The following is a 23,050-nucleotide window of genomic DNA, read 5'->3' on the forward strand; positions in this document are numbered from 1 at the left end:
GCTTATTTTTCCTGTTGCATAAGTTGCGCTAATGCTTCCATTGCAGCCTGCTGCTCGGCTTTACGCCGGCTGGTGCCAGCACCTAAAATGGGCTCAGCAAGGCCTTCTACTTGGCAACTTACGGTAAATTTCTGATTGTGTGCCTGCCCTTGGGTTGCGACAACCTCATAAAGCGGTAATGCACGTTGGCGGCCTTGCAGGTATTCCTGCAACCGCGTTTTTGGGTCTTTATGGCCTGCGCCTGGTTTAATTGCTGCTAACTGGTCTGCATACCAGTTTAGCACCACCGCGCGGCAAGTCACTAAATCACTCTCGAGGTACATCGCACCCAATAGTGCCTCGACACCATCAGCAAGTATGGATTCACGACGGTTCCCGCCGCTCTTCATTTCGCCTGGCCCAAGTACTAAAAATTTGCCCAGTTCAAAGCGCTGAGCGAGTTTAGCTAAGCTTCGGCCACAGACTAACGTGGCCCGCATCCGACTCAGGTCACCTTCGTCAATTTCGGGAAATCGTTCGTAGAGCGCTTCACTGATAATAATGCCCAACACCGAGTCGCCAAGAAACTCCAGGCGCTCGTTATGCTGAGCTGCCGCACTGCGATGCGTAAGTGCCTGTAGCAGGCGCTCACGGTCTTTAAAGGTATAACCAAATGATCGTTCAAGCTGTGCAATGGGTGGTTTCGGTAAACTCACTAATTACTCCACGCTGCCAAGACGATTCCAACGAACTGCCGTTGGCACCCATTGTGGTAACCAACTGCTGGCGTCACGATTCATTTCAAAGCTCATCCAAATAAAAGTAGCGCGACCCACCAGGTTATCTTGCGGCACAAAGCCCCAGTAACGACTGTCCTCGGAGTTGTCGCGATTATCTCCCATAAAGAAATAATGCCCTTCCGGCACAATCCATTCATCTGGAGCCGTTCCAGCTTGCTGATAGAAGTAAGCTGTACGTGGTGCAATTGTTGGGTCAATCAAAATATCATGCTCCACCGTGCCAATTTGCTCACGGTAACGCACTAATGGCGTTGAACGACTAAAGTAAACTTCATCTTGCGGGCGAACATCGCGCTCAATGACTTGTAATTGCGGACATTCCGCCGACTGTTTAACACAAGCCGGTTCTAAATACAGCGTCTTATTTCGATAGATAATGCGGTCACCCGGTGTGCCAATAATCCGCTTAATGAAATCAACTTGCGGGTTAACTGGATACTTAAACACCGCGATTTCGCCGCGCTCTGGCGTGCCTGTTGCAAATAATTCAGTGCGAAACAGCGGATCACGAATGCTGTAACTGTATTTTTGCACCAAGATAAAATCGCCAGCCAGCATAGTCGGCATCATCGATGCTGACGGTATGCGAAATGGCTCATAAAAGAACGACCGGACAATGAGAATAACAAACAAAATGGGAAATACTGACTGCGCGAACTCAGCCACACGCCCCTGTGGAGCCAAACGCTCACGCGCTTCGTCATCAAGCTGCTGCTGTAAGCGTTGTTCTTCTTCCGCAATACGGGTTAGCCGTGTCGGCTTTTTGAACTTTGCGTCGTACAGCCAAACCAAGCCCGCAGCTATGGTTACCAGCGTCAATAAGATTGAATAAAAGTTTGCCATCTGAGGTTATGTCCCTAGCGCACCAAAAATATCCGTTACTTGCCAACCTTCAGCACGGCAAGAAATGCTTCTTGCGGTACTTCTACGTTACCAAGCTGCTTCATGCGTTTCTTACCTTCTTTTTGCTTCTGCAACAGCTTTTTCTTACGGCTTACGTCACCGCCATAACATTTCGCGGTTACGTTTTTACGCAACTGTTTCACCGTAGCACGCGCAATAACGTGTGTACCAATCACTGCTTGAATCGCAATATCAAACATCTGACGTGGAATAAGCTCACGCATTTTATCAACTAAATCACGGCCGCGGCCTTGCGAATGATCACGGTGGGTAATCATCGCCAATGCATCCACTTTCTCACCGTTGATCAAGACGTCAACGCGAACCATATCGGCCTCTTGGAAGCGTTTAAAGTTGTAGTCTAACGAAGCGTAACCCCGGCTGGTTGATTTCAAACGGTCAAAAAAGTCCATGACCACTTCAGCCATCGGCAGTTCATAAGTTACTGCAACTTGATTGCCATGATAGGTCATTTTTGTTTGTACACCGCGCTTATCAACACACAAGGTAATCACGTTACCTAAATATTGCTGCGGCACTAAAATATTCGCTTCCACCACTGGCTCGTAAATGGTTTCAATATCATTTACCGCTGGCAAGTTAGCAGGGTTATCTACTTTGTGTTCTTTACCATCTTTCGTCACAACCTTGTAAACCACTGTTGGTGCGGTGGTAATCAGGTCGATATCGTATTCGCGTTCTAACCGCTCTTGGATAATTTCCATATGCAGCATGCCTAAGAATCCGACGCGGAAGCCGAAGCCCAGCGCGGCCGAATTTTCTGGCTCATAAAATAGCGAAGCATCGTTCAGCGACAGCTTGGCTAGCGCATCGCGAAAGTTCTCATAGTCGTCTGACGAAATTGGGAACATACCCGCGTATACCTGTGGCTTTACTTTTTTAAAGCCTGGTAACGGCTCTGAAGCCGGCTGTTTCGCTAAAGTCAGCGTATCACCAACAGGTGCACCCAAAATTTCTTTAATTCCAGCAATCACGAAGCCTACTTCACCACAGCGCAAAATGCCGGTTTCAGTTGGCTTGGGCGAGAAGAAACCGACTTTGTCGATTTGGTAGGTTTGCCCTGTCGACATCACTTTCATTTTGTCGCCAGCGCGTAATACACCATTTTTCACCCGTACGAGGCTCACAACACCTTGGTAATTGTCGAACCAAGAATCAATAATAAGTGCTTGTAATGGCGCGTCTGCTTCACCTTGCGGCGGTGGAATTTGCGTCACTATACGCTCGAGTACTTCGGTAATACCGACACCCGTTTTCGCGGAACACTGCACTGCATCAATGGCTTCAATACCAACAATGTCTTCAATTTCTTCCGCCACTCGCATCGGATCAGCTTGCGGCAAGTCAATTTTGTTCAGAACCGGAACCACTTCCAAGTTCATTTCCATCGCGGTATAGCAGTTCGCTAGCGTTTGCGCTTCAACACCCTGCGCCGCATCGACAACCAATAGCGCCCCTTCACAACCCGCTAAGCTACGCGAAACTTCATAAGAAAAGTCAACGTGCCCTGGCGTATCGATAAAGTTAAGTTGATAGGTTTCACCATCTTTCGCCGTATAGTGCAGCGTTACGCTTTGTGCTTTGATGGTAATACCACGCTCGCGCTCGAGATCCATGGAATCGAGCACCTGCTCAGCCATTTCACGGTCGGTTAAACCGCCACAATCTTGAATTAAACGATCAGAAAGAGTCGACTTACCGTGGTCGATGTGCGCAATTACTGAAAAATTGCGTATATTTGCTTGCTTAAACGCCTTTTCTGGCATTAATGCCCCCGCAAAAACAAATGGAATAGAGAATTAACCGCTGATCATACTGATTTATGAGGCAGGGAACAAAGAATTTCGGGTGAAATTAGTCGATTTGTTGCACGCGTAACAATTGAGTAACCTGCACATCACGGTGATGCAACCAACGCTTCAATGCGTAGAAGCTAAATCCAAAGCCGGTAAAGGCACTTATAATCACCCACCCCTCGCTTAAAGTTGTCATATTGGTGAGACCAATAGCGACTAACAACAGCGCCATCAGCGGCAAGCCATACACCATGAGCGAAAAGCGCGTTAAAGCTTGGTCAGGTAATAACAATTCAATCTGTTGGCCCGGCACGAACTGTCCCGCCGGCTTACGCACGCGAAACTCTGCGCGGCGATCAGAAAATGCTTTGGAAATGATACCAGCGCCGCAAGTTGATTGTTGCACACAACTTCCGCACCCGGACTTAAGCTGGGTAGAAACCACCAACTCATCGTTATCGATAGCTATAACTTCTGCAACTTCGCGTATCACTGCGGATTACCTTGAGTGGCCGTAACCGTCATGCTTTCACCAATGCGGCGTAAAGTATCTGCCGGCATTTTACCGACCACGGTTACTGCAAATCCATTCACGTGGGCATTAACGATTGATTCAGGCCCCTGCAATGCCAGATTAGGTAAAGCTTGGGTACGTTGATCGGTCACGTAGATTGACACTTCAGTCAACCCATCACTGTATAAAAAATAATCTGTTGGCAACGGCGTATCGTGCAGCTTACGATGATGCGCACGGCGCAGCTCGAATCCCGCCGGTAACCATTGTGGTCGTAAAGCAAACTGCAGCTCAGTTAACTGCTGTAAATCATAGAGTTTCGGTGGGCGTTGAATATCGCTGACTTCAGTCAACTGTTCAGGCAGTACTTCCGAAAATGCAATCGACGTAACCTGCAACTGCTCCAGAATTTCACCTTGCGGTGTCATCATTTGCAGTTTCAATAACATACCCGACTCACGATCAACCCATAGGTCGTAGTGATAACGGTTGTCATCGCGACTAATTAAACGTAAATACTGCGCATTACGACCTGTCACCCGCATACCACCGCTCGCAATCACTTGGTATTGCGCGTTAATTTGGGTAAAGGGTTTGTAGAATGCCGGCGGGATTAAACCAAAGGTTACGTCTGACTGCAGTGTATAACTGCCGCCCGCTTGTGAGTAGTAGTAGGTTTGATCACCAATACGCAAAGCCCGCGTGTCGGCGCCATTTAAATAGATAAGTAATTCAATATCGGTGTTGTGGTCGTAACTGCCGTGTAGCCACACTAATGGCTGGATGCGCTGCCCTTGTGATTGCACTAAAGTGGCTTCAAAGTTGAGACTACGAAGCGCTTTCGCCATGCGGTCAAACCAAACTTGTCCGGCATTGGCTGCGCGCTCAACACTCTCTGCACGCTCATCGGATTGTGCTACGGCACCTAATGGAGCGATTGCTACAAACCACAGCGCAATCGCGACAACATATTTAGTCATTCTGTTCTGGTAACTTCTCGACGGTTGAGCTCTCAATTTGCTGTTGCTCTTCTTTGTCTTCTTGCAGCGATAACTGCAATTGACGTTGATGATCCAGCATGTATGAATAAAGCAACTGACGTTGTTGCGCAACTTCAGCTTCTGAAGGCGCTTGTTGCTGTTCAATCACCGTATTGTAACTTACCGGGTTACGTCCACCAAACGGATTAGTAATCAATGCAGGCGAGGTAACGCTTTGCGTTGTTTGCTGCTCATCAACAACCACCGGCTGTTGCACCGATACTACCGCAACCAACGCCACACTTGCAGCAATAGCAATACTACCAGCAGGCTTCAACCAACGGCTTGCAGCGCGTGACATCGCACCTCCGCCACTTAGTGACGGTTGCACCACCACGTTTTGTTCCTGCGCGATTTGCGCGGCCACTTGCGCACTGATGTCAATCTGTTGATTGGCTTGTGCGTCACCGCGCATAATATGGCCGACTAAGGCATAGCGTTGCCATGCAGCTTGTGCATGCTGATCATCCAATAACGCTGACAAATCAGCATCAAATGGACGTTCCGAATCAGCACCTGAATCACCAAAGTGATTATCCAGTAGTGCTGAAGCATGTTGTTTGCAACGATCAGACATATAGCTTCCTCAAATTCAGTTTAGCGCTCTAATAACGGTCGTAATTGTTGATCTATCGCTTCGCGAGCCCGAAAAATACGTGAGCGCACTGTACCAATAGGGCAATCCATTTCGATGGCTATTTCTTCATAGCCCAACCCGTCCATTTCTCGCAGTGTTATTGCACGGCGTAAATCTTCGGGTAAATCTTCGATGGTTCGCATAACAACGTCACGAATCTCATCCGTTAACAGCATACTCTCTGGAGAAGCACTGTCTTTTAGTGCGCCGCTGCCTTCATAGTATTCTGCCTCATCCGCATCTACATCATTGGCTGGAGGCTTACGCCCTTGTGCCACTAAGTAGTTCTTTGCAGTGTTTACTGCGATACGGTACAACCATGTGTAAAACGCGCTATCGCCGCGAAAATTTGCCAACGCGCGATAAGCTTTTATAAATGTTTCCTGGGCTACGTCCGGCACATCTGCTTGTTGTTTAACGTAGCGCGATATCAGACTCATCACTTTGTGTTGATGTTTTTTCACCAACAAGTCAAAGGCTCGCTGATCTCCCTGTTGTACTCTTTCCACCAGGGCTTTATCTGTTTCGTGTTCGCTCATCCGAGCCCGTTCTCCTCAACCCCTAGCTACGCCAGATTTTAGGCCCGTTGCGTACTTGCAAAGTATGACCTAAGTGTTCGTAAAAAGTTCGCAAAAAAAATTCAAAAGAGTAAAATCGCTTCTATTCCTTTGGCAATTCAGCGGGATAACACCCTGTAGTAACGTGTTGTCACGCAAATTTATCCCACATACTTTATGGAACATATGTCTCATTATCAATGCGATGTTTTAATTATCGGCAGCGGTGCAGCAGGTTTAACCCTAGCTTTGCAATTGGCTGACCACGCACAAGTCACCGTGCTTTCTAAAGGTCCCCTTACAGAAGGTTCGACCTATTATGCGCAAGGTGGCATTGCGGCTGTTTTCGATGAGAATGATAGCATTGAAAGCCATGTTGAGGACACTTTAGTTGCCGGTGCGGGATTATGTGACTTAGCCGCTGTGGAATTCACTACAGGGCATGCCAAAGAGAGTCTACAATGGCTTATTGATATTGGCGTGGGCTTCGATCGCGTTGACGATGGCCAGTTTCACCTCAACCAGGAAGGTGGCCACAGTCACCGTCGCATTCTGCATGCAGCGGATGCCACCGGGCGCGCTGTGCAAACAACATTAGTTGAACAAACCAAATTGCATCCAAATATTACCATCATCGAACGTGTCAATGCTGTTGATTTAATTACCAACAAACACTTAGGTGGTGATCGACATTGTTACGGCGCGTATATTTGGAATCGTGTTACGCAGCAGGTTGAAACGGTTGCTGCACGCTTCGTTGCACTGTGTACAGGCGGTGCCAGCAAGGTTTATCAATACACCAGCAATCCCGACGTTGCCAGCGGTGACGGTATCGCCATGGCATGGCGCGCTGGCTGCCGCGTTGCCAACATGGAATTCAATCAGTTTCATCCAACTTGCTTGTTTCACCCTAACGCACAATCATTTCTGCTAACCGAAGCTTTACGCGGTGAAGGTGCCTATTTACGCCGCCCTGATGGCTCGCGTTTTATGCCTGACTTTCACCCTGCGGCGGAGCTTGCCCCGCGCGACGTGGTTGCCCGCGCTATCGACTATGAAATGAAACGGCTTGGCGCAGACTGTATGTTCTTGGATATTTCTCATAAACCGAAAGCTTTCATTCAAGAACATTTTCCAAATATTTATGATAAGTGCTTAAGTTTAGGTATTGATATCAGCCGTGAGCCAATGCCTGTGGTGCCTGCAGCGCACTACACCTGTGGCGGGGTGAAAACTGATTTGCAGGCGCGCACCGATATCGCCAACCTCTATGCCATCGGTGAAGTGGCCTACACGGGTCTGCATGGCGCAAACCGAATGGCGAGCAATTCACTACTTGAGTGTTTGGTGTTTGCACGTTCTGCCGCAAAAGACATTATTGAACAGTTGCACGACAAACCACTGCGCACTGACCTGCCCGCTTGGGATGAAAGTCAGGTGAACGATTCGGATGAAGAAGTCATTATTCAGCACAATTGGCACGAGCTGCGCTTATTTATGTGGGATTATGTAGGAATTGTGCGTACTGACAAACGGTTACAGCGTGCATTGCGCCGTATAGAGCTGTTACAGCAAGAAATTCACGACTATTACAGCAATTTCAAGGTCAGCAATAATTTACTGGAGCTGCGTAATTTGGTGCAAGTAGCGGAGTTAATTGTTCGCAGCGCCATGGAACGCAAAGAGAGCCGTGGGCTGCACTACAATCTCGACCACCCTGATTTACTCCCTGAGGCGCAGCCGACCATACTGGCGCCAGCGCAACAAAAACCGAGCTAACCTTCGAAAAGCAGCATCACCAAGCCAACTGCGTTGTAACCATACCCAACGCCTTGGCTTGTTGGGGGCATGCAGAATAATCAAAGCGCCCCAAGGGGTGACCCAACTGAGTGGCTGCACATACCAACGTTGTTGATCTAAGTCGGCAAGTTGCAACCATTCGCCAGTGTCACAGTCGATACCCCACACGCACGTTGGCATAGGCAGCCAACGCCATGGCGTGACAGCCAATTGCCAGAGCATTTAAACCTTAACGCGACTTAAAATGTACGCCACCATTGCTGCTAACTCAGGGTCTTCGCACTTCTGATGCCCCATAAACCAAGCAAACAAATCCGGGTCGTCACAGGTTAACAAGCGGCGAAAGGCTTCTTGTTGCTGAGCATCAAGGTCATCGTACGCCTCTTCTACGAACGGCATGAACAAAACATCAAGCTCTAACATGCCGCGGCGGCAAGCCCAACGCAAACGGTTCTTGTTTTTTAGCGTATCGGCATCTTGTTGCAACTTTTCCATGCGAATCCTTTTTTCTTAACAAAAATAGCGAGTACAAGACAAAACGGCTTGTATAATGAAATATCATCCCCATCTATTTCGATATCGATGAGAAAACGAGGTTTATTGTGTTAGATACAGAGTTTACCAAAGCTCCGCCAGAATACGTAACGGTTTCCTTAAAGGATTACGGTGTAATCAGCCTAACTGGCCCACAAACTGATGATTTTTTGCAGGGGCAACTGACCTGCGACCTCAAGCAGCTTGCGGATAACCAGTGGCAGTATGGTGCGCACTGTGACAACAAAGGCAAGGCTATGAGTACCTTGTTCGTTACTCGCTGTGCTGACAGTGTGTTATTGATTACCCACAAAGACGCGATAGCGGCTAGCTTAGCCCAGTTACAAAAATACGGCGTATTTAGCCAAACTGAAATCATTGATGCGACAAACATATATTCGCTGTTTGGAATATTTGGTACCGCGGCCCCAGCGCGCCTTGCCGAATGGATTGACCAGCCGCTTGATGTTGAACACCAACAAGCGGTTACATCAATCAGTGACGGCGTGGTGCTAACCTTGGGAAACCATCCTGATCAGTACATTCTGGTCACGAAACGTGATAACTTTCCGACTAATTCTGATATGGATTACTGGAATGCCCTTGAAATTGAGCGTGGTCGCCCCACCTTAGTTTCAGGTACACTATTGGAGTATGTGCCCCAGATGCTGAACGTTCAGGCGTTCCATGGCATCAGTTTTACCAAGGGGTGTTATATCGGCCAAGAGACCATCGCTCGGATGAAATATCTGGGCAAGCAGAAGCGGGCAATGTTTCGTTTGGTTGGCCAAGGTAAAGCTGTTGATGCGGGTGCTACCGTTGAACAGCAACTTGGTGAAAACTGGCGACGTGCCGGTACGGTAATTAACGCAGTGAGCCGTACTGACAATCAACTTGATTTACTGGCGGTGCTGCCGAGCGACATAGAGGCAGACACGAAGCTACGAATCAAGAATGATGACGCGAGTCTTTTGGAAATTTACCCACTGCCTTATAACTTGGATGAATCATGAGTCAAACTATTAGCCAGGACAAAGTCGTTGGAATTCACTACACCGTGAAAACCACTGAAGGCCAAGTACTGGATCAATCAAAAGAAGGTCAACCACTACAGTTCATTTTTGGTCGTGGCATGTTGATCAAAGGCTTGGAAAACGCACTTGATGGAAAAGCAACTGGCGACAAATTTGAAGCTGAAATTCAACCAGCTGACGCCTATGGCGATCGTCATGACGGCCTTATTCAAACCGTTCCACGTACGCTGTTCGGCGACAACGAAGTAGCCGTTGGCATGCAGTTCCGTGCAAGTACTGACGCTGGTGAACAGTCTGTGATGATCGTTGACGTGAGCGACGACGAAGTAACCGTAGACGGTAATCACCCATTAGCAGGCACTACTCTGAACTTTGACGTAGAAGTTGTAGAAGTTCGTGATGCTGATCCGGCTGAATTAGACCACGGCCACGTGCATACAGATGGCAATCATAACCACGACTAATGGTTCTATGAATGCATGCAAGAATGCATAAAAAAAACGCACCTTCGGGTGCGTTTTTTGTTTCTAATTCGGCGTATACTATCAGCATTATTAACCACATTTAGAGCTCAATATGGCCAATAAAACCTACAATTACAGCCAGCAAACTGCCCTTGCCCAAGCGTTGGGTAAAATTGATCACGAAACGCAAGGTGTCGTACTACCCATTCATGTTGCCACCACGTATATTCGCGGTGCCGACAACACCTACCCAAGTGGCAACGTGTACTCGCGTGCCGACAACCCAACCTATAAGCCCGTAGAGCAGCTTTTATGTCAACTCGAGCAAGGTGACCAGGCTTTATTGTTTGGTTCAGGCATGGCTGCAGCGACAGCCGTATTCTTAGGTTTAAAACCTGGTGACCATGTACTTGCGCCCGTTGTCATGTATTGGTCATTGCGTAATTGGTTGCTTAACTTTGCAACGGACTGGGGCTTGAATGTTGAGTTTGTTGATATGACCGACTTACAGCAGGTGTCAAAAGCAATTCAAACCAATAAAACCAAATTGGTTTGGTTGGAGACTCCGGGCAATCCAATGTGGACCATCAGTGATATTGCCGCTATCAGTGAACTTGCCCATCAAGCGGGTGCATATCTCGCCGTAGACTCAACCTGCGCAACGCCACTGCTGACGCAACCACTCACCTTAGGTGCTGATATTGTGATGCACTCGGCCACCAAATATCTAAATGGCCATTCAGACGTGATCGCCGGCACCCTGATTTGTAAAACGGACAACGACTATTGGCAACGGATTCGCGCAGTGCGAGCCCAAGGCGGTGCGGTACCCAGCCCCCATGACGCGGCGCAACTGCTGCGTGGTATGCGCACTATGCATTTACGGGTACGCGAAGCGTGCACCAATGCCATGTTCTTAGCTGAACAACTGCAGCAGCACCCACAAATCGTCGAGGTTCTTTACCCCGGTTTACCGAGCTTTAGCGGCCATGAAACGGCCAGAAAACAAATGCACGGCGGTTATGGCGGCATGCTCTCCATTCGCGTTAAAGGCGGCGAGAAAGCAGCGGTTCATTTAGCCGCCAACACCAAGTTATGGAAACGCGCCACCTCGCTCGGCGGCGTTGAGAGTTTAATCGAGCACCGTGCGAGCGTTGAAGGTCAAGGCACACCCTGCCCGCCTGATTTGTTGCGCTTATCCGCCGGTATTGAAGATAAACACGAACTCTTAAACGACTTATTACAAGCGCTCCCCAAAGCCTAACGAGTTATTCGTCAAATAAAAAACCCGGCGTAAAACGCCGGGTTACGAATAACCGATAACCAATAACCAATAACCAATAACGTTTTTTAGTTTTTCGGCCGCATGTGTGGGAACAACAACACATCACGAATTGACGGCGAATCAGTTAATAGCATAACCAAACGGTCAATACCGATGCCCTCTCCGGCTGTTGGCGGCAACCCGTGCTCAAGCGCTGTGACATAGTCTTCGTCATAGAACATGGCTTCGTCATCACCCGCTTCTTTTTGTTGAACTTGCTCACGGAAACGTTCTGCTTGGTCTTCCGCATCATTCAACTCTGAGAAGCCATTAGCCAACTCGCGGCCACCGACAAAAAATTCGAATCGGTCGGTAATGAATGGGTCGTTATCGTTACGACGCGCCAGCGGTGATACTTCCGCTGGGTAGGCGGTAATAAAGGTAGGCTGAATTAATTTATGTTCAGCAACTTCTTCAAATATTTCAATTTGAACCTTGCCCAAGCCCCAGTTCGGCTTCACCTTAATACCTAACGATTCAGCCAATGCGGTGGCCTGCTCCAGCGTACTAAGTTGTGCCGCTGTGGCGGTCGGTAAATGCTCCAAAATGGCTTCGTTTACCGTCATACGTGTAAACGGTTTACTGAAGTCATACTGCACGCCTTCACTTTCAAATTGCGCTGAGCCGAGAATTTCTGTGGTCATGCCACGCAGCATGTCTTCGGTGAGATCCATCAGATCATTGAAGTCTGCATAGGCCCAGTAAAACTCAAGCATGGTGAATTCTGGATTGTGGCGCGTTGATAATCCTTCATTACGGAAGTTACGGTTTATCTCGAAAACCTTCTCAAAACCGCCAACAACTAAGCGTTTCAGATAAAGTTCTGGCGCAATTCGCAGGTACAATTCCATATCCAACGCATTGTGGTGCGTGGAAAACGGACGCGCTGCAGCGCCGCCAGGAATGGTTTGCATCATTGGTGTTTCTACTTCCAAGAACTGCTTGGCGATGAAGTAACGGCGAATGTAATCCACCACTTTTGAACGCACAATAAAGGTCTTACGTGATTCTTGGTTGGTAATTAAATCAAGGTAGCGCTGGCGGTAACGCATTTCTTGGTCTGATAACCCGTGAAATTTATCTGGTAGTGGGCGCAAAGCCTTGGTCAGCAAACGCACATCATCAACTTGCACACTTAATTCACCGGTTCCGGTAATAAACAACGTGCCACTTGCGCCAACAATGTCACCTAAGTCCCATTTTTTGAATTCTTCGTTATAGAAGCCTTCAGCAAGGTTGTCACGCGCTACGTACAACTGTATCTGCCCCGACATATCCTGAATGGTGGCAAAGCTTGCTTTACCCATGATACGACGCGTCATCATACGACCCGCAACGTTCACCCGAATTGCCTTCGCCGCCAGTTCCTCTTTATCAGAGCCGTCATAGGCTTCATGCAACTCAGCCGCTAAGCTATCACGGCGGAAATCATTCGGAAATGCCACGCCTCGCTCGCGCAACGCAGCAAGCTTTGCCTTACGCTGGGCGATCTGTTCGTTTACGTCCAACTCGGGGGCTTGCGTTTTATCGTTCATGTAATTCATCCTCTTTCGTCACAGTTATTACTGTGAGACTAAACTTATAAACCTGATTTTAAACTTGCTTCAATAAACGGATCTAAAGCACCGTCCAGTACCGCTTGGGTGTTTCGATTCTCCACCCCAGTACGTAAATCTTTAATTCGGGCATCATCCAATACGTACGAACGTATCTGGCTACCCCAGCCGATATCAGACTTGGTGTCTTCCAAGGCTTGTTTTTCGGCTAATTGCTTCTGTAATTCTGACTCATACAGCTTTGCGCGTAATTGTTTCATGGCCGCATCGCGGTTTTTGTGCTGCGAACGGTCACTTTGACACTGAACGACAATCCCAGACGGTTCGTGGGTAATACGAATCGCCGAGTCTGTTCGGTTTACGTGCTGACCACCGGCACCTGACGCACGATACGTATCGACACGCAAATCAGCTGGATTAATTTCAATTTCAATCGAATCATCGATTTCCGGATACACAAACACCGATGCGAATGACGTATGACGTCGATTCCCTGAGTCAAACGGTGATTTGCGTACTAAGCGATGCACGCCAGTTTCCGTACGTAACCAGCCATAGGCATAATCACCTTGAATACGCACTGTTGCCGACTTAATCCCTGCCACTTCACCTTCTGACAACTCAGTGATCTCGGCTTTAAAACCATGCGCTTCAGCCCAACGCAAATACATGCGCAGCAGAATATTAGCCCAGTCTTGCGCTTCCGTACCGCCGGAGCCTGATTGCACATCCAAATAGCAATCTGACGCATCTTGTTCACCTGAAAACATTCTGCGGAATTCCAAAGTGGCCAGTTGGCTTTCCAACTGCTCCAATTCAACCACGGCTTCGTTGTACGTTTCTTCGTCTTCAGCCTCAACAGCTAAATCCACTAAACCTTCTACGTCGTCTAACCCTTGCGCCAAGTTGTTCAGCGTTTCCACTACTTGCTCTAAGCTTGAGCGTTCTTTGCCTAGTGATTGGGCGCGCTCTTGGTCATTCCAAACGTTCGGATCTTCCAATTCGCGGCTAACTTCCTCCAGGCGCTCTACTTTCTGAGCGTAGTCAAAGATACCCCCGAAGAAGCTCGCTGCGTTTTCGCATTTCTTTTATCGCAACATACGTGGCATTAGTTTCGAACATAGTTTTTAAATCTCAATAGCAATAGTTGGTTGCAAAGGGCGCGTATTCTACCGCAAACCACGAAAATGCTCTAGTTGTAGCTGCACAGAAGTACGCCCTCGAAAGTGATTTAATTGCAGTTTATACACTGCATGAATGCGTTGCACGGACGCATCCGGCCACAGACTAGTATCGACATTGAAAGCAATGGCATCGAGCACCACGCGGTCCGCAGTTTCAAGCACCCATTTTATATGGCGTTCGCCAACAAGTCGTTGTTGCACCACACGAAATTCACCATCAAAAACTGGCTCCGCGAATCCTTGTCCCCACGGGCCAAATGACTCCAGTTGGCGTACGAATGGTTCCTGAAAGCAACTTGCATCAAGCTCACCGTCAGACCAAATAGTACGTGTTAAGGCGCTTTCATCCACCCATTCGGTTACTTGTGCGATAAAAGCGTCACGAAAAGTGTCGAGATTGTCTCGCGCTAAACTCAATCCAGCTGCCATTGCGTGCCCTCCAAAACGCTGGATTAAGTCTGGATGCAAGCTGTGGACACGCTCGAGTACGTCACGAATGTGCAAGCCCGGAATAGAGCGGGCTGACCCCTTCAACAAACCATCATCACTATCAGCGAACGCTATAACGGGTCGGTGACATTGCTCCTTCACCCGCCCAGCAACAATACCCACCACACCTTGGTGCCAACCTGGCTGATATAGCACCAAGCCAGCAGGCAATTGATCGGTATCTTGGTTTATCTGCGCGACATAGGCTTCCGCCTCTTCACGCATTTCGGTTTCAATGCTACGCCGTGCTTGATTTAATTGATCCAACTGCGCGGCCAATTGCTGCGCTGTGGTTAAGTTATTGGCTAACAAGCACTCAATGCCGGCTGCCATATCATCTAACCTTCCTGCAGCGTTGATACGCGGCCCAATAGCAAAGCCTAAATCGCTCGCTAACAGCTGTTTCGGATCGCGATTAGCAATCTGCAGGAGCGCTGCGATTCCTGGGCGGCAATGACCAGCACGAATGCGCTGTAAACCTTGTTGCACCAAAATTCTATTGACGCCATCCAACCTCACCACGTCAGCCACTGTGCCGACGGCAACTAAATCTAGCCATTGCGCAAGGTTGGGCACCTCGAGCCCGCGCTCGCGGAACACATGGCGAAGCGCAAGCAACACATAGAACGCCACACCCACCCCGGCAATATTCGGACTAGGAAACTGACAATCAGGTTGATTCGGATTCACGATGATATTCGCGTTCGGTAAGGTTGCGCCGGGCAAATGGTGGTCGGTAATAATCACATCAATATCTGCCGCGCGCGCTGCATCAACACCTGCATGGCAAGAAATGCCACTGTCTACCGTAACAATCAATTGCGCACCCAGTTGATGAGCCTGCGCTACCACGGCTGGTGATAAACCGTATCCGTCTGCGAATCGGTTCGGCACAATATAATCCACCCGTGTTGCACCGAGTGCTTGCAGCACGGAAACCATCAGCGCCGTCGACGTCGCACCGTCCGCATCAAAATCACCGCAAATACAAATAGCCTGATTTTCACGAATGGCCTGCGCAAGACGTTCAGCGGCAGCACTCGCACCATGCAGTTGATCAAAATGGGGCAAATGCCGAGCACCTAAATCTAATTGCTGCTCATCGGTAATACCGCGACGGGCCAGTATTTGCGCAATAATTTCAGGTAAATTATTCGCCCACGCACCTACGTCTACGTGCGGATGACGTTTAACCGAGATATCCGTCATATTACTTTTGCAACTCAGGCAGCAAGCGTTCCGGCGGCACAAAGCCAGGCAACAAACGGCCAGACTCGAGCACTATGGCCGGTGTACCACGCACCCCAAACTTTTGCCCCAAGGCAAAGTGCATGGCCACTGGGTCGTTGCACATGGCTAACTCAACTTCCTCGTCGTTTTTAGCTGCTGTCAGAGCCGCTTGCTGATCGTCCGCACACCATGCGTTTTGTAAATCCACCGCAGCTTTACTTTGCAGACCATTTCGAGGCCACGCGAGGTAGCGTACCGTAATGCCCGCATCCAAATATTCATCAATGCGCTCGTGCAATTGGCGGCAATACCCACAACTGGTATCAGTGAACACATGAATCACGTGCTGCTGATTCGGCGCGGTGTACTCAATGACCGTATCGCTCACGGTTGCTAAGTCGTTGGTACGCATTTGTTCCAGCACTTTCTCGCTGACATTATTCGGTTGCTCACCGGTAATATCAAAGATGCGGCCACTGATGATGTGTTGACCATCGTCACTGGCATACACCAAGCCTTGATCGGTAATCACTTCATACAAACCAGCAATGTCGGCAGGTTTTGCCGACTCAACCTTAAAGCCCATGCGTTGCATGTGCGAGGTGTCAAAGCTACCGGTGGTTTGTGGCTGTGGCGATGTGCTCTGTTCAGCAGGTGAACAAGCAACGGTCATTAAGCTAAGTGTCATTATTGCCAAGTACTTCATGAATGATCCTATAAGGTCAAATTAAGTTATGCGCGTGGGTGATGTGTAGCATGCAACTGTTGCAAGCGTTCGCGTGCCACATGCGTGTAAATTTGTGTGGTTGATAAGTCACTGTGCCCAAGCAGCATTTGCAACACACGTAAATCGGCGCCGTGGTTGAGCAAATGTGTCGCAAACGCATGGCGTAGCGTGTGTGGCGACAAGTGTGAGCGAATATCAGCCTGCTGAGCATAATACCGAATTCGGTGCCAAAATGCTTGCCGGGTTAAGGGCCCGCCGCGTCGTGTTACAAATACCCAGTCGCCTGGTTGGGCGTGCAATTGTTTACGCCCTTTAGCGAAATAAACGTTTAACCAGTCCAACGCTTCTTCGCCCAAGGGAACTAAGCGTTCTTTGTTACCTTTACCGATAATACGCACCAATTCTTGCTGCATATGAATTTGGTCAACGGTAAGTTGAACCAACTCGGTGACCCGAAGCCCTGTCGCGTACAGCACTTCTAACATGGCTTTATCGCGCAATTGCATGGGGTCTTCGATGTCCGGTGCATTCAGCAGGTCATCCACTTCAGCTTCCGACAAACTATGTGGTATTGATTGGGGTTGCTTCGGCCGCGCCAACCGCGCAGTTGGATCTTGCGCACACAGACGCTCGCCAACCGCATATTGATAAAATTTCTTTAATGCGCTGAGCGCGCGCGACGTACTGCGCGGTGAAAGCCCTTGTTGCCGGCGCCACAACAAGTAACGCTCCAAATCTTCATGGGTTACTTGCAGCAAGTCATGCCGTTGCTGTTGGGTAAGAAACCGTTGAAAGGTACGCAAGTCAGTGCGATAAGCAGAGCTTGTATTTTGGCTTACACCTTGCTTTAGCCATAACCTATCGATGAAACGCGCTATTTCTTCATCAACGGCTGCTGGCACTGTCGGGGGCTGTGAATTTGGGCTCATTGCTACACTACTTGGTTTTATTTGGAACCATCATCATAAACGGGTTTACAGGTGGGCTCAATCTGCTATTATGCCCGCCTCGTGTGGAGGGGTTCCCGAGCGGTCAAAGGGATCAGACTGTAAATCTGACGGCTCAGCCTTCGCAGGTTCGAATCCTGCCCCCTCCACCACTTCTTTCTCGCAATCTATTCCTAAAAATTACCAAACCAATACAAGTTTACCCTGAGTATCATTCTCCCGCAGGCGTTTGAATGCGTCCTCAATATGCGCAATTGGTAGCACGTCATCAATTGATGCGCGCACCTGCTGCTGTTCGAACAACGGCCACACATGCGTATAGAGGTCAGCCATGATACGTGCTTTTACCCTATTCGGCTGACTGCGCAAGGTACTCCCGATAATGCGTTGGCGTTTCATTAACAACCGGCCGGCATCAAGTTCCGCAACACGGCCGCCCATAAGCCCAATCACCACCAAACGTCCATCTTGATTCAGTACTTCTTGATTCCACCCAATGTAACTACCCGCCACCGGGTCAAGAATAACATCAGCACCGCCCCACGCTTTTACAGCGTCAACAAAGCTGCCGTGATGTCGATTCCAAACTTGCTCAGCGCCGAGTTGCTGCGCTAACTTCAACTTCTCGTCGGCACCCGCTGTGGCAAATACTGGGTTGCCAAACACTTTCGCTAACTGCAACACCGCCTGACCAACACCACTTGCCGCTGCATGCATTAAAATTCGCTCGCCCGGCTGGGTCGCTGCAATGTCATAAATGTTGAACCACGCCGTCGCAAACACTTCACAGATACCGGCCGCATGAGCAAGTTCCATGCCTTTAGGTATGCCTAACACTTGATTGGCAGGCACTGACACGTACTCAGCATAGCCACCACCGGCTAACAACGCGCAGACTTTGTCACCAACTTGATGCGCGCTCACCTCAGCACCAACGGCATGCACCACACCGCTAACTTCCAACCCCAACACATCAGATGCCCCCGGCGGTGGCGGATAATGGCCTGCCAGTTGCATTAAATCTGCGCGGTTCATGCCGCTGTAGGCAACCTTGATACGCACTTCATTGGGCTGCACCTTGGGTAGGTCGCGGTGCTGCCACAGCACCGTGTTGTCAGTACCTGCGGTCAGTGCGCGCATCTGTGTAGGCATCTGTGTGGACATGGAAGCTCCTTGCGTCATCTGTTATGCGGTTAATTTACCCGCTTGGTAATCGCGTATGGCTTGCTCTACTTCGGCTTGCGTATTCATGACAAAAGGGCCGTACTGCGCAATGGGTTCACCAATAGGGTTACCCGCTAACAAAATTATACCTGCCGGCTCATCGCTCTCTGCTTTAAGGTTTAAATCACCATCAGCATGCAAGCGCACCAATTCACCGCGTGCAATCGGCTCGTCATTAAGCAGTATGCTGCCTTGGTAGACATAAGCCAAGCGTGTTTGTTGCTGCTGGCTTGCGACACTATACGTCGCACCTTCCGACAGTCGCACATCCACCATCAAAAAGCTTTGCTCCGGCTGCTGAATCGGGCCACGCTGCTGCTCGAGTTCACCAGCTATAACGCGCAACTCTGCACCTTCACCACGCACAATCCCAATCTTATCTTGCGGAAAGTCGGCCCAATCTGCTGCTTCCATTTTGCGCGCTGCAGGTAAGTTTATCCATAACTGAAAACCCCACATAAGGCCATCTTCTTGCTTCGGCATTTCAGCGTGAATAATGCCGCGGGCGGCTTTCATCCATTGCGCGCCACCGGTTTCAACTACCCCGGTGTTACCGTTTGAATCTTTATGCTCCATACGCCCAGCAAGCATATAGGTTAAGGTTACAAAGCCACGGTGTGGATGCGGCGGAAACCCTGCAATGTAATCATTCGGATTGTCCGATCGAAACTCATCCAACATTAAAAATGGATCTTGATGGCGTAGGCTCGGTTGATTAACAATGCGTGTTAATTTAACCCCTGCACCATCTTGTGCTGGCATACCGCGATGCCGACTTAGAATAATTCCACTCATAACACGTCTCCACGCTCATGCGGCGCCATAAAATCAATTGACGGACCAACTGGCACAACCCCCGTTGGGTTAATCATGTGATGGCTACCGTAGTAATGCCGTTTGATATGGTCCATCACCACCGTCTCCGCCACGCCCGGAACTTGGTATAAGGCGCGCACATAGGCCCACAAGTTCGGGTAATCAACAATACGTTTTTGATTGGTTTTAAAGTGCCCCACATAAACCGAATCAAAACGAACCAGAGTAGTAAATAAGCGCCAATCTGCTTCTGTAAGCGTATCGCCGACCAGGAATTTCTGGGTTGCTAAACGCTGTTCCAATGCATCCAACTCGTCAAATAATGCAACAAACGCCGCTTCATAGGCGCGCTGCTTGGTCGCAAAGCCACATTTGTATACGCCATTATTCACATTGTCGTAAACGCGATCATTAATTGCGTCTATTTCTGTGCGTAACGCCTCCGGATAAAAATCCAATGTGTTACCCGTTAAGTCGTTAAAGGCACTGTTAAACATACGAATAATGTCAGCGGATTCATTGCTGACGATGGTTTGCTGTTGTTTATCCCATAACACAGGCACAGTTACTCGACCGCTATAGTTCGAGTCAGCTTTTAAATACAACTGGTTGAGGTAGTCGAGGCTGTACAAGCCATCGTGTAACGGTTCGTCGGCAAACTCCCAACCATTTTCAAGCATCAACGGATGCACTACAGACACCGAAATATGTTGTTCTAAACCTAACAGTTTGCGAAAAATAAGTGTTCGGTGCGCCCATGGGCAAGCATAGCTCACGTACAGATGATAACGCCCACTTTCGGCCGGGAATTTCGCGCCTTTATCGGCTTCAACCCAATTTCGAAATTGTGCCGCACTGCGCTCAAACTTACCGTCGGTGCTGTCTGTGTCATACCATTTATCTTGCCATTTTCCATCAACTAATAAGCCCATTTAAATCTCCATATTGGCAACTTGCGTACGTTGCTTTAATTAACATGGATGCAGTATAGCTGGTAATTAATCGAATGATTATTGCGAAAAATGGCACTTGATGTTCTATTTTTTCGAATTATAAAGAGTGGATTAAGCGCTTATGAAGCTTTGCACAACGTCAGCACTTAGCACGTCTGCATTGCGCTGAATTTGCTCATGCAACTGCGTGAAGCGCTGTACAGTCTGCTCTGCCTGAGGGCCTAACTGAGCTTGCATTGCGGTTACTAAACTATCGACAGTTGCCTCATTTTGCGCGAATTCCGGCACGAGAGCTTCGCCAGCAAGTAGGTTAGGTAAACTGAAAAATGGTGCTTTGAATAGTCGTTTAATCATGTGAAAGCTCAGCCAATTAAACTTATATGCGACCACCATTGGGCGTTTAATTAGCATGGCCTCAAGGGTTACGGTTCCCGAGGTAAGCATCAATGCATCACAGGCAGCCATGGTTTCACGTGAATGCCCGTCGATAATTGTCAACGGCAATTGCGGCGCCAATTGCTGCTGCAACACGCGAAACTGAGTTGCACGCGACTCACTAATCATCGGTGTTACAAATTTCAGTTGCGGGTTCTGTTGCAATAAACGTTCGGCCACCGCTAAAAATAATGGCGCCATGCGCGCAATTTCGCCCTTGCGGCTGCCCGGCAACACTCCAACCCAGGTTGCTTCTGCGTCCAAGCCAAGTTGCTCACGCGCCGAGGACTTCGCCCAATGCATTGGAATTGAGTCTGCTAACGGGTGCCCCACAAAGGTGGCAGCAAGTTGATGTTGGTCGTAGAATTCTTTTTCGAAGGGTAATAAACAAAGCACATGATCAACCGACTGCTTAATGCCATGAATGCGCCCCTGTCGCCATGCCCACACTGATGGGCTGACATAATGAACCGTAGGAATTCCAGCAGCTTTCAAACGTTTAGCAATAGGTAAGTTAAAATCTGGCGCGTCAATGCCAATAAAAACATCGGGGCGACGCTGTAAAAACGTATTGACCAGCTTACGACGGTGTCCCAGCAGTTTGAATAAACTGCCAAACACCTCAGCGATGCCCATAACCGCCAAATCTTCCATCGGTACCAGGCTGGTTAAACCTTGAGCCTGCATCAGCGGGCCGCCCACACCAATAAACTCGGCTTGAGGAAACCGTGCGCGAAGCTCACCTAACATTCCTGCGCCAAGCAAGTCACCAGAATGCTCGCCAGCGATAACGGCAATAAGAGGTTTTTGGTGTGTCATAATTGGGCGCCGTTAATGAACTTAACGAATAATTCCACGTGGGCTATTTAGCACAAAATCAATCATTGGCTGTAGCTCGGTTTCAGCATCAAGCTCGCGCATTTTTTCGACCGCTTCTTGAATGGTCAGCCCTTGGCGATACAATAATTTGAATGCCCGTTTAATATTCAATATCTGATTTGGTTTAAAGCCACGGCGTTTTAAGCCTTCCACATTGATTGTACGCGGTGCTGCATTGTGCCCCTGCGCCATAATGTATGGCGGAATGTCCTGAACCACCACCGAATTAACCGCAGTGAATGCATGTGCACCAATGTGACAAAATTGATGAACACCGGTGAATCCGCCAAGAATGGCCCAATCACCCACGTGCACATGCCCAGCCAGTGTGGTGTTATTGGCTAGAATTACGTTGTCACCCACCATGCAGTCATGCGCGACATGAACATAAGCCATCAATAAGTTGTTGCTGCCTAGCTGAGTCAAGCCTTGATCTTGCACCGTGCCACGATGAATGGTGACACACTCGCGAATGACATTATTATCGCCAATCACTAAGCGCGTAGGTTCGCCCTTATATTTTTTATCTTGGCAATCTTCCCCCACCGAGGCAAATTGAAATATTCGGTTATTCTTACCCAGTGTTGTTGGGCCACGCAGCACCACATGTGGACCAATGACACAATTGTCACCGACTTCAACATCGGCCCCAACAATGCTGTAAGGACCAATTTCAACGTTCTTCCCAATACGGGCTGAATCATCAATGATAGCGGTAGGATGTATCACTTAGGTTTCCCTTCTTGCACAGATGATATCGCAGCTGCATGCCAATTCACCATCAACATCAGCTCGCCCTTTAAAGACCCAAATGCCCCGACGTTCTTTTTCAAACGTAACGTGTAAATTTAACGTATCACCCGGTAACACCTGACGTTTAAAGCGCGCATTATCAACACCTGCAAATAAGTATAAGTCATTCACACCAGGTTGGCTGGCGGTGATTTTAAAACCAAGGAGCCCAGACGCTTGCGCAAGTGCCTCAAGAATAAGCACCCCAGGAAAAATTGGATTACCCGGAAAGTGACCTGTAAAAATTGGTTCATTCACGGTGATGTTTTTTACCGCATGAATCGTTGTTTTGTTATCACAGGAAACAACTTTATCAACCAGTAAAAATGGATACCGGTGGGGTAATAAACTGAGTATTTCTTTAATATCAAATGCGCCACTCTCAGACAAAGCGTCATCCTCGTTTTTAATTAAT

The 23,050-nt window shown here is 48.7% G+C and carries 24 protein-coding genes and 1 tRNA gene; 5 read left to right on the plus strand and 20 right to left on the minus strand.

The genetic code is table 11. The annotated features are described in order from the left end of the window. Positions 1-2: 2 nt before the first annotated feature. The 7 genes from rnc to rpoE form a co-directional block, all read right to left on the minus strand. Positions 3-695, minus strand: a complete 693-nt coding sequence (gene rnc / locus EGC76_RS03545) for a ribonuclease III (protein ID WP_128351641.1) — start codon at positions 693-695, stop codon at positions 3-5. A 3-nt stretch (positions 696-698) separates the two neighbouring features. Further along, entirely contained in the window at positions 699-1,622 is a 924-nt protein-coding gene (gene lepB, locus EGC76_RS03550) for a signal peptidase I (protein ID WP_128351642.1), read from the minus strand. Between the two features lie 35 nt (positions 1,623-1,657). After that, complete coding sequence (gene lepA / locus EGC76_RS03555; protein ID WP_128351643.1) at positions 1,658-3,469, minus strand: translation elongation factor 4; 1,812 nt, start codon at positions 3,467-3,469, stop codon at positions 1,658-1,660. Positions 3,470-3,557: 88 nt separating this feature from the next. Next, on the minus strand, positions 3,558-3,992 hold the full coding sequence (locus tag EGC76_RS03560; RefSeq protein ID WP_246013887.1) for a SoxR reducing system RseC family protein: 435 nt from the start codon (positions 3,990-3,992) through the stop codon (positions 3,558-3,560). Beyond that, on the minus strand, positions 3,989-4,993 hold the full coding sequence (locus EGC76_RS03565; protein ID WP_128351644.1) for a MucB/RseB C-terminal domain-containing protein: 1,005 nt from the start codon (positions 4,991-4,993) through the stop codon (positions 3,989-3,991). The genes EGC76_RS03560 and EGC76_RS03565 overlap by 4 nt, the downstream gene beginning before the upstream one ends. After that, the gene (locus EGC76_RS03570) at positions 4,986-5,630 is read right to left on the minus strand and encodes a sigma-E factor negative regulatory protein (RefSeq protein ID WP_128351645.1); all 645 of its coding nucleotides are present in this window, start codon (positions 5,628-5,630) and stop codon (positions 4,986-4,988) included. Before EGC76_RS03570 ends, EGC76_RS03565 begins: the two co-directional genes overlap by 8 nt. Before the next feature lie 20 nt (positions 5,631-5,650). Further along, positions 5,651-6,229 carry an RNA polymerase sigma factor RpoE gene (rpoE, locus tag EGC76_RS03575; RefSeq protein WP_128351646.1) on the minus strand — a complete coding sequence of 193 codons (579 nt, stop codon included), beginning with the start codon at positions 6,227-6,229 and terminating at the stop codon, positions 5,651-5,653. 195 nt (positions 6,230-6,424) lie between these two features. Here rpoE and nadB point away from each other — a divergent pair, with 195 nt between their 5' ends. After that, positions 6,425-8,026, plus strand: a complete 1,602-nt coding sequence (gene nadB, locus EGC76_RS03580) for an L-aspartate oxidase (protein ID WP_128351647.1) — start codon at positions 6,425-6,427, stop codon at positions 8,024-8,026. On the opposite strand, the gene EGC76_RS03585 is transcribed toward nadB, so the two are convergent. After that, positions 7,970-8,269 carry a YgfX family protein gene (locus tag EGC76_RS03585; protein WP_128351648.1) on the minus strand — a complete coding sequence of 100 codons (300 nt, stop codon included), beginning with the start codon at positions 8,267-8,269 and terminating at the stop codon, positions 7,970-7,972. The two genes, nadB and EGC76_RS03585, sit on opposite strands and share 57 nt — an antisense overlap. After that, on the minus strand, positions 8,270-8,542 hold the full coding sequence (locus tag EGC76_RS03590) for an FAD assembly factor SdhE (RefSeq protein WP_128351649.1): 273 nt from the start codon (positions 8,540-8,542) through the stop codon (positions 8,270-8,272). A gap of 107 nt (positions 8,543-8,649) precedes the next feature. On the opposite strand from EGC76_RS03590, the gene ygfZ reads away from it, so the two are divergent. The 3 genes from ygfZ (at position 8,650) to EGC76_RS03605 (ending at position 11,343) form a co-directional block, all read left to right on the plus strand. After that, positions 8,650-9,594 carry a tRNA-modifying protein YgfZ gene (ygfZ, locus tag EGC76_RS03595; protein WP_246013888.1) on the plus strand — a complete coding sequence of 315 codons (945 nt, stop codon included), beginning with the start codon at positions 8,650-8,652 and terminating at the stop codon, positions 9,592-9,594. Then, positions 9,591-10,079 (plus strand): FKBP-type peptidyl-prolyl cis-trans isomerase, encoded by a 489-nt coding sequence (locus tag EGC76_RS03600; protein WP_128351651.1) that lies wholly within the window; start codon positions 9,591-9,593, stop codon positions 10,077-10,079. The genes ygfZ and EGC76_RS03600 overlap by 4 nt, the downstream gene beginning before the upstream one ends. A gap of 112 nt (positions 10,080-10,191) precedes the next feature. Then, complete coding sequence (locus EGC76_RS03605; RefSeq protein ID WP_128351652.1) at positions 10,192-11,343, plus strand: trans-sulfuration enzyme family protein; 1,152 nt, start codon at positions 10,192-10,194, stop codon at positions 11,341-11,343. An 86-nt stretch (positions 11,344-11,429) separates the two neighbouring features. Here EGC76_RS03605 and lysS read toward each other — a convergent pair whose 3' ends face one another. From lysS to xerD, 5 genes are all read right to left on the minus strand, one after another. After that, positions 11,430-12,938: a lysine--tRNA ligase gene (gene lysS, locus EGC76_RS03610; RefSeq protein ID WP_128351653.1), complete on the minus strand. Its 1,509-nt coding sequence runs from the start codon at positions 12,936-12,938 to the stop codon at positions 11,430-11,432. Between the two features lie 44 nt (positions 12,939-12,982). Then, positions 12,983-14,081, minus strand: a protein-coding gene (prfB, locus tag EGC76_RS03615) for a peptide chain release factor 2 (RefSeq protein WP_128351654.1) whose coding sequence is annotated in 2 segments (ribosomal slippage) — positions 12,983-14,005 and positions 14,007-14,081 — 1,098 coding nt in all. Because the reading frame shifts where the segments join, the coding sequence is not laid out codon by codon here. A gap of 47 nt (positions 14,082-14,128) precedes the next feature. Further along, positions 14,129-15,841 carry a single-stranded-DNA-specific exonuclease RecJ gene (gene recJ / locus EGC76_RS03620; RefSeq protein ID WP_128351655.1) on the minus strand — a complete coding sequence of 571 codons (1,713 nt, stop codon included), beginning with the start codon at positions 15,839-15,841 and terminating at the stop codon, positions 14,129-14,131. A gap of 1 nt (position 15,842) precedes the next feature. Continuing rightward, positions 15,843-16,568 (minus strand): bifunctional protein-disulfide isomerase/oxidoreductase DsbC, encoded by a 726-nt coding sequence (gene dsbC, locus EGC76_RS03625; RefSeq protein WP_128351656.1) that lies wholly within the window; start codon positions 16,566-16,568, stop codon positions 15,843-15,845. A 26-nt stretch (positions 16,569-16,594) separates the two neighbouring features. After that, complete coding sequence (xerD, locus tag EGC76_RS03630; RefSeq protein WP_128351657.1) at positions 16,595-17,518, minus strand: site-specific tyrosine recombinase XerD; 924 nt, start codon at positions 17,516-17,518, stop codon at positions 16,595-16,597. Positions 17,519-17,603: 85 nt separating this feature from the next. On the opposite strand from xerD, the gene EGC76_RS03635 reads away from it, so the two are divergent. Beyond that, positions 17,604-17,688 (plus strand) — tRNA-Tyr (locus tag EGC76_RS03635). A 28-nt stretch (positions 17,689-17,716) separates the two neighbouring features. Here the strand turns inward: EGC76_RS03635 and EGC76_RS03640 are convergent. The 6 genes from EGC76_RS03640 to fabZ all read right to left on the minus strand — a co-directional run bounded on the left by EGC76_RS03640 (position 17,717) and on the right by fabZ (position 23,025). Further along, entirely contained in the window at positions 17,717-18,700 is a 984-nt protein-coding gene (locus EGC76_RS03640) for an NAD(P)H-quinone oxidoreductase (RefSeq protein WP_246013889.1), read from the minus strand. A 21-nt stretch (positions 18,701-18,721) separates the two neighbouring features. Then, positions 18,722-19,555, minus strand: coding sequence for a pirin family protein (locus EGC76_RS03645; RefSeq protein WP_128351658.1), 834 nt, complete (start codon positions 19,553-19,555; stop codon positions 18,722-18,724). Then, positions 19,552-20,508: a glutathione S-transferase family protein gene (locus EGC76_RS03650; RefSeq protein ID WP_128351659.1), complete on the minus strand. Its 957-nt coding sequence runs from the start codon at positions 20,506-20,508 to the stop codon at positions 19,552-19,554. The genes EGC76_RS03645 and EGC76_RS03650 overlap by 4 nt, the downstream gene beginning before the upstream one ends. A 132-nt stretch (positions 20,509-20,640) precedes the next feature. After that, positions 20,641-21,786 (minus strand): lipid-A-disaccharide synthase, encoded by a 1,146-nt coding sequence (lpxB, locus tag EGC76_RS03655; protein ID WP_128351660.1) that lies wholly within the window; start codon positions 21,784-21,786, stop codon positions 20,641-20,643. 18 nt (positions 21,787-21,804) lie between these two features. Next, on the minus strand, positions 21,805-22,572 hold the full coding sequence (lpxA, locus tag EGC76_RS03660; protein WP_128351661.1) for an acyl-ACP--UDP-N-acetylglucosamine O-acyltransferase: 768 nt from the start codon (positions 22,570-22,572) through the stop codon (positions 21,805-21,807). After that, positions 22,573-23,025: a 3-hydroxyacyl-ACP dehydratase FabZ gene (gene fabZ, locus EGC76_RS03665; protein WP_128351662.1), complete on the minus strand. Its 453-nt coding sequence runs from the start codon at positions 23,023-23,025 to the stop codon at positions 22,573-22,575. Positions 23,026-23,050 lie beyond the last annotated feature (25 nt).

Source organism: Pseudidiomarina gelatinasegens (genome assembly GCF_004025325.1).
Classification (GTDB): domain Bacteria; phylum Pseudomonadota; class Gammaproteobacteria; order Enterobacterales; family Alteromonadaceae; genus Pseudidiomarina; species Pseudidiomarina gelatinasegens.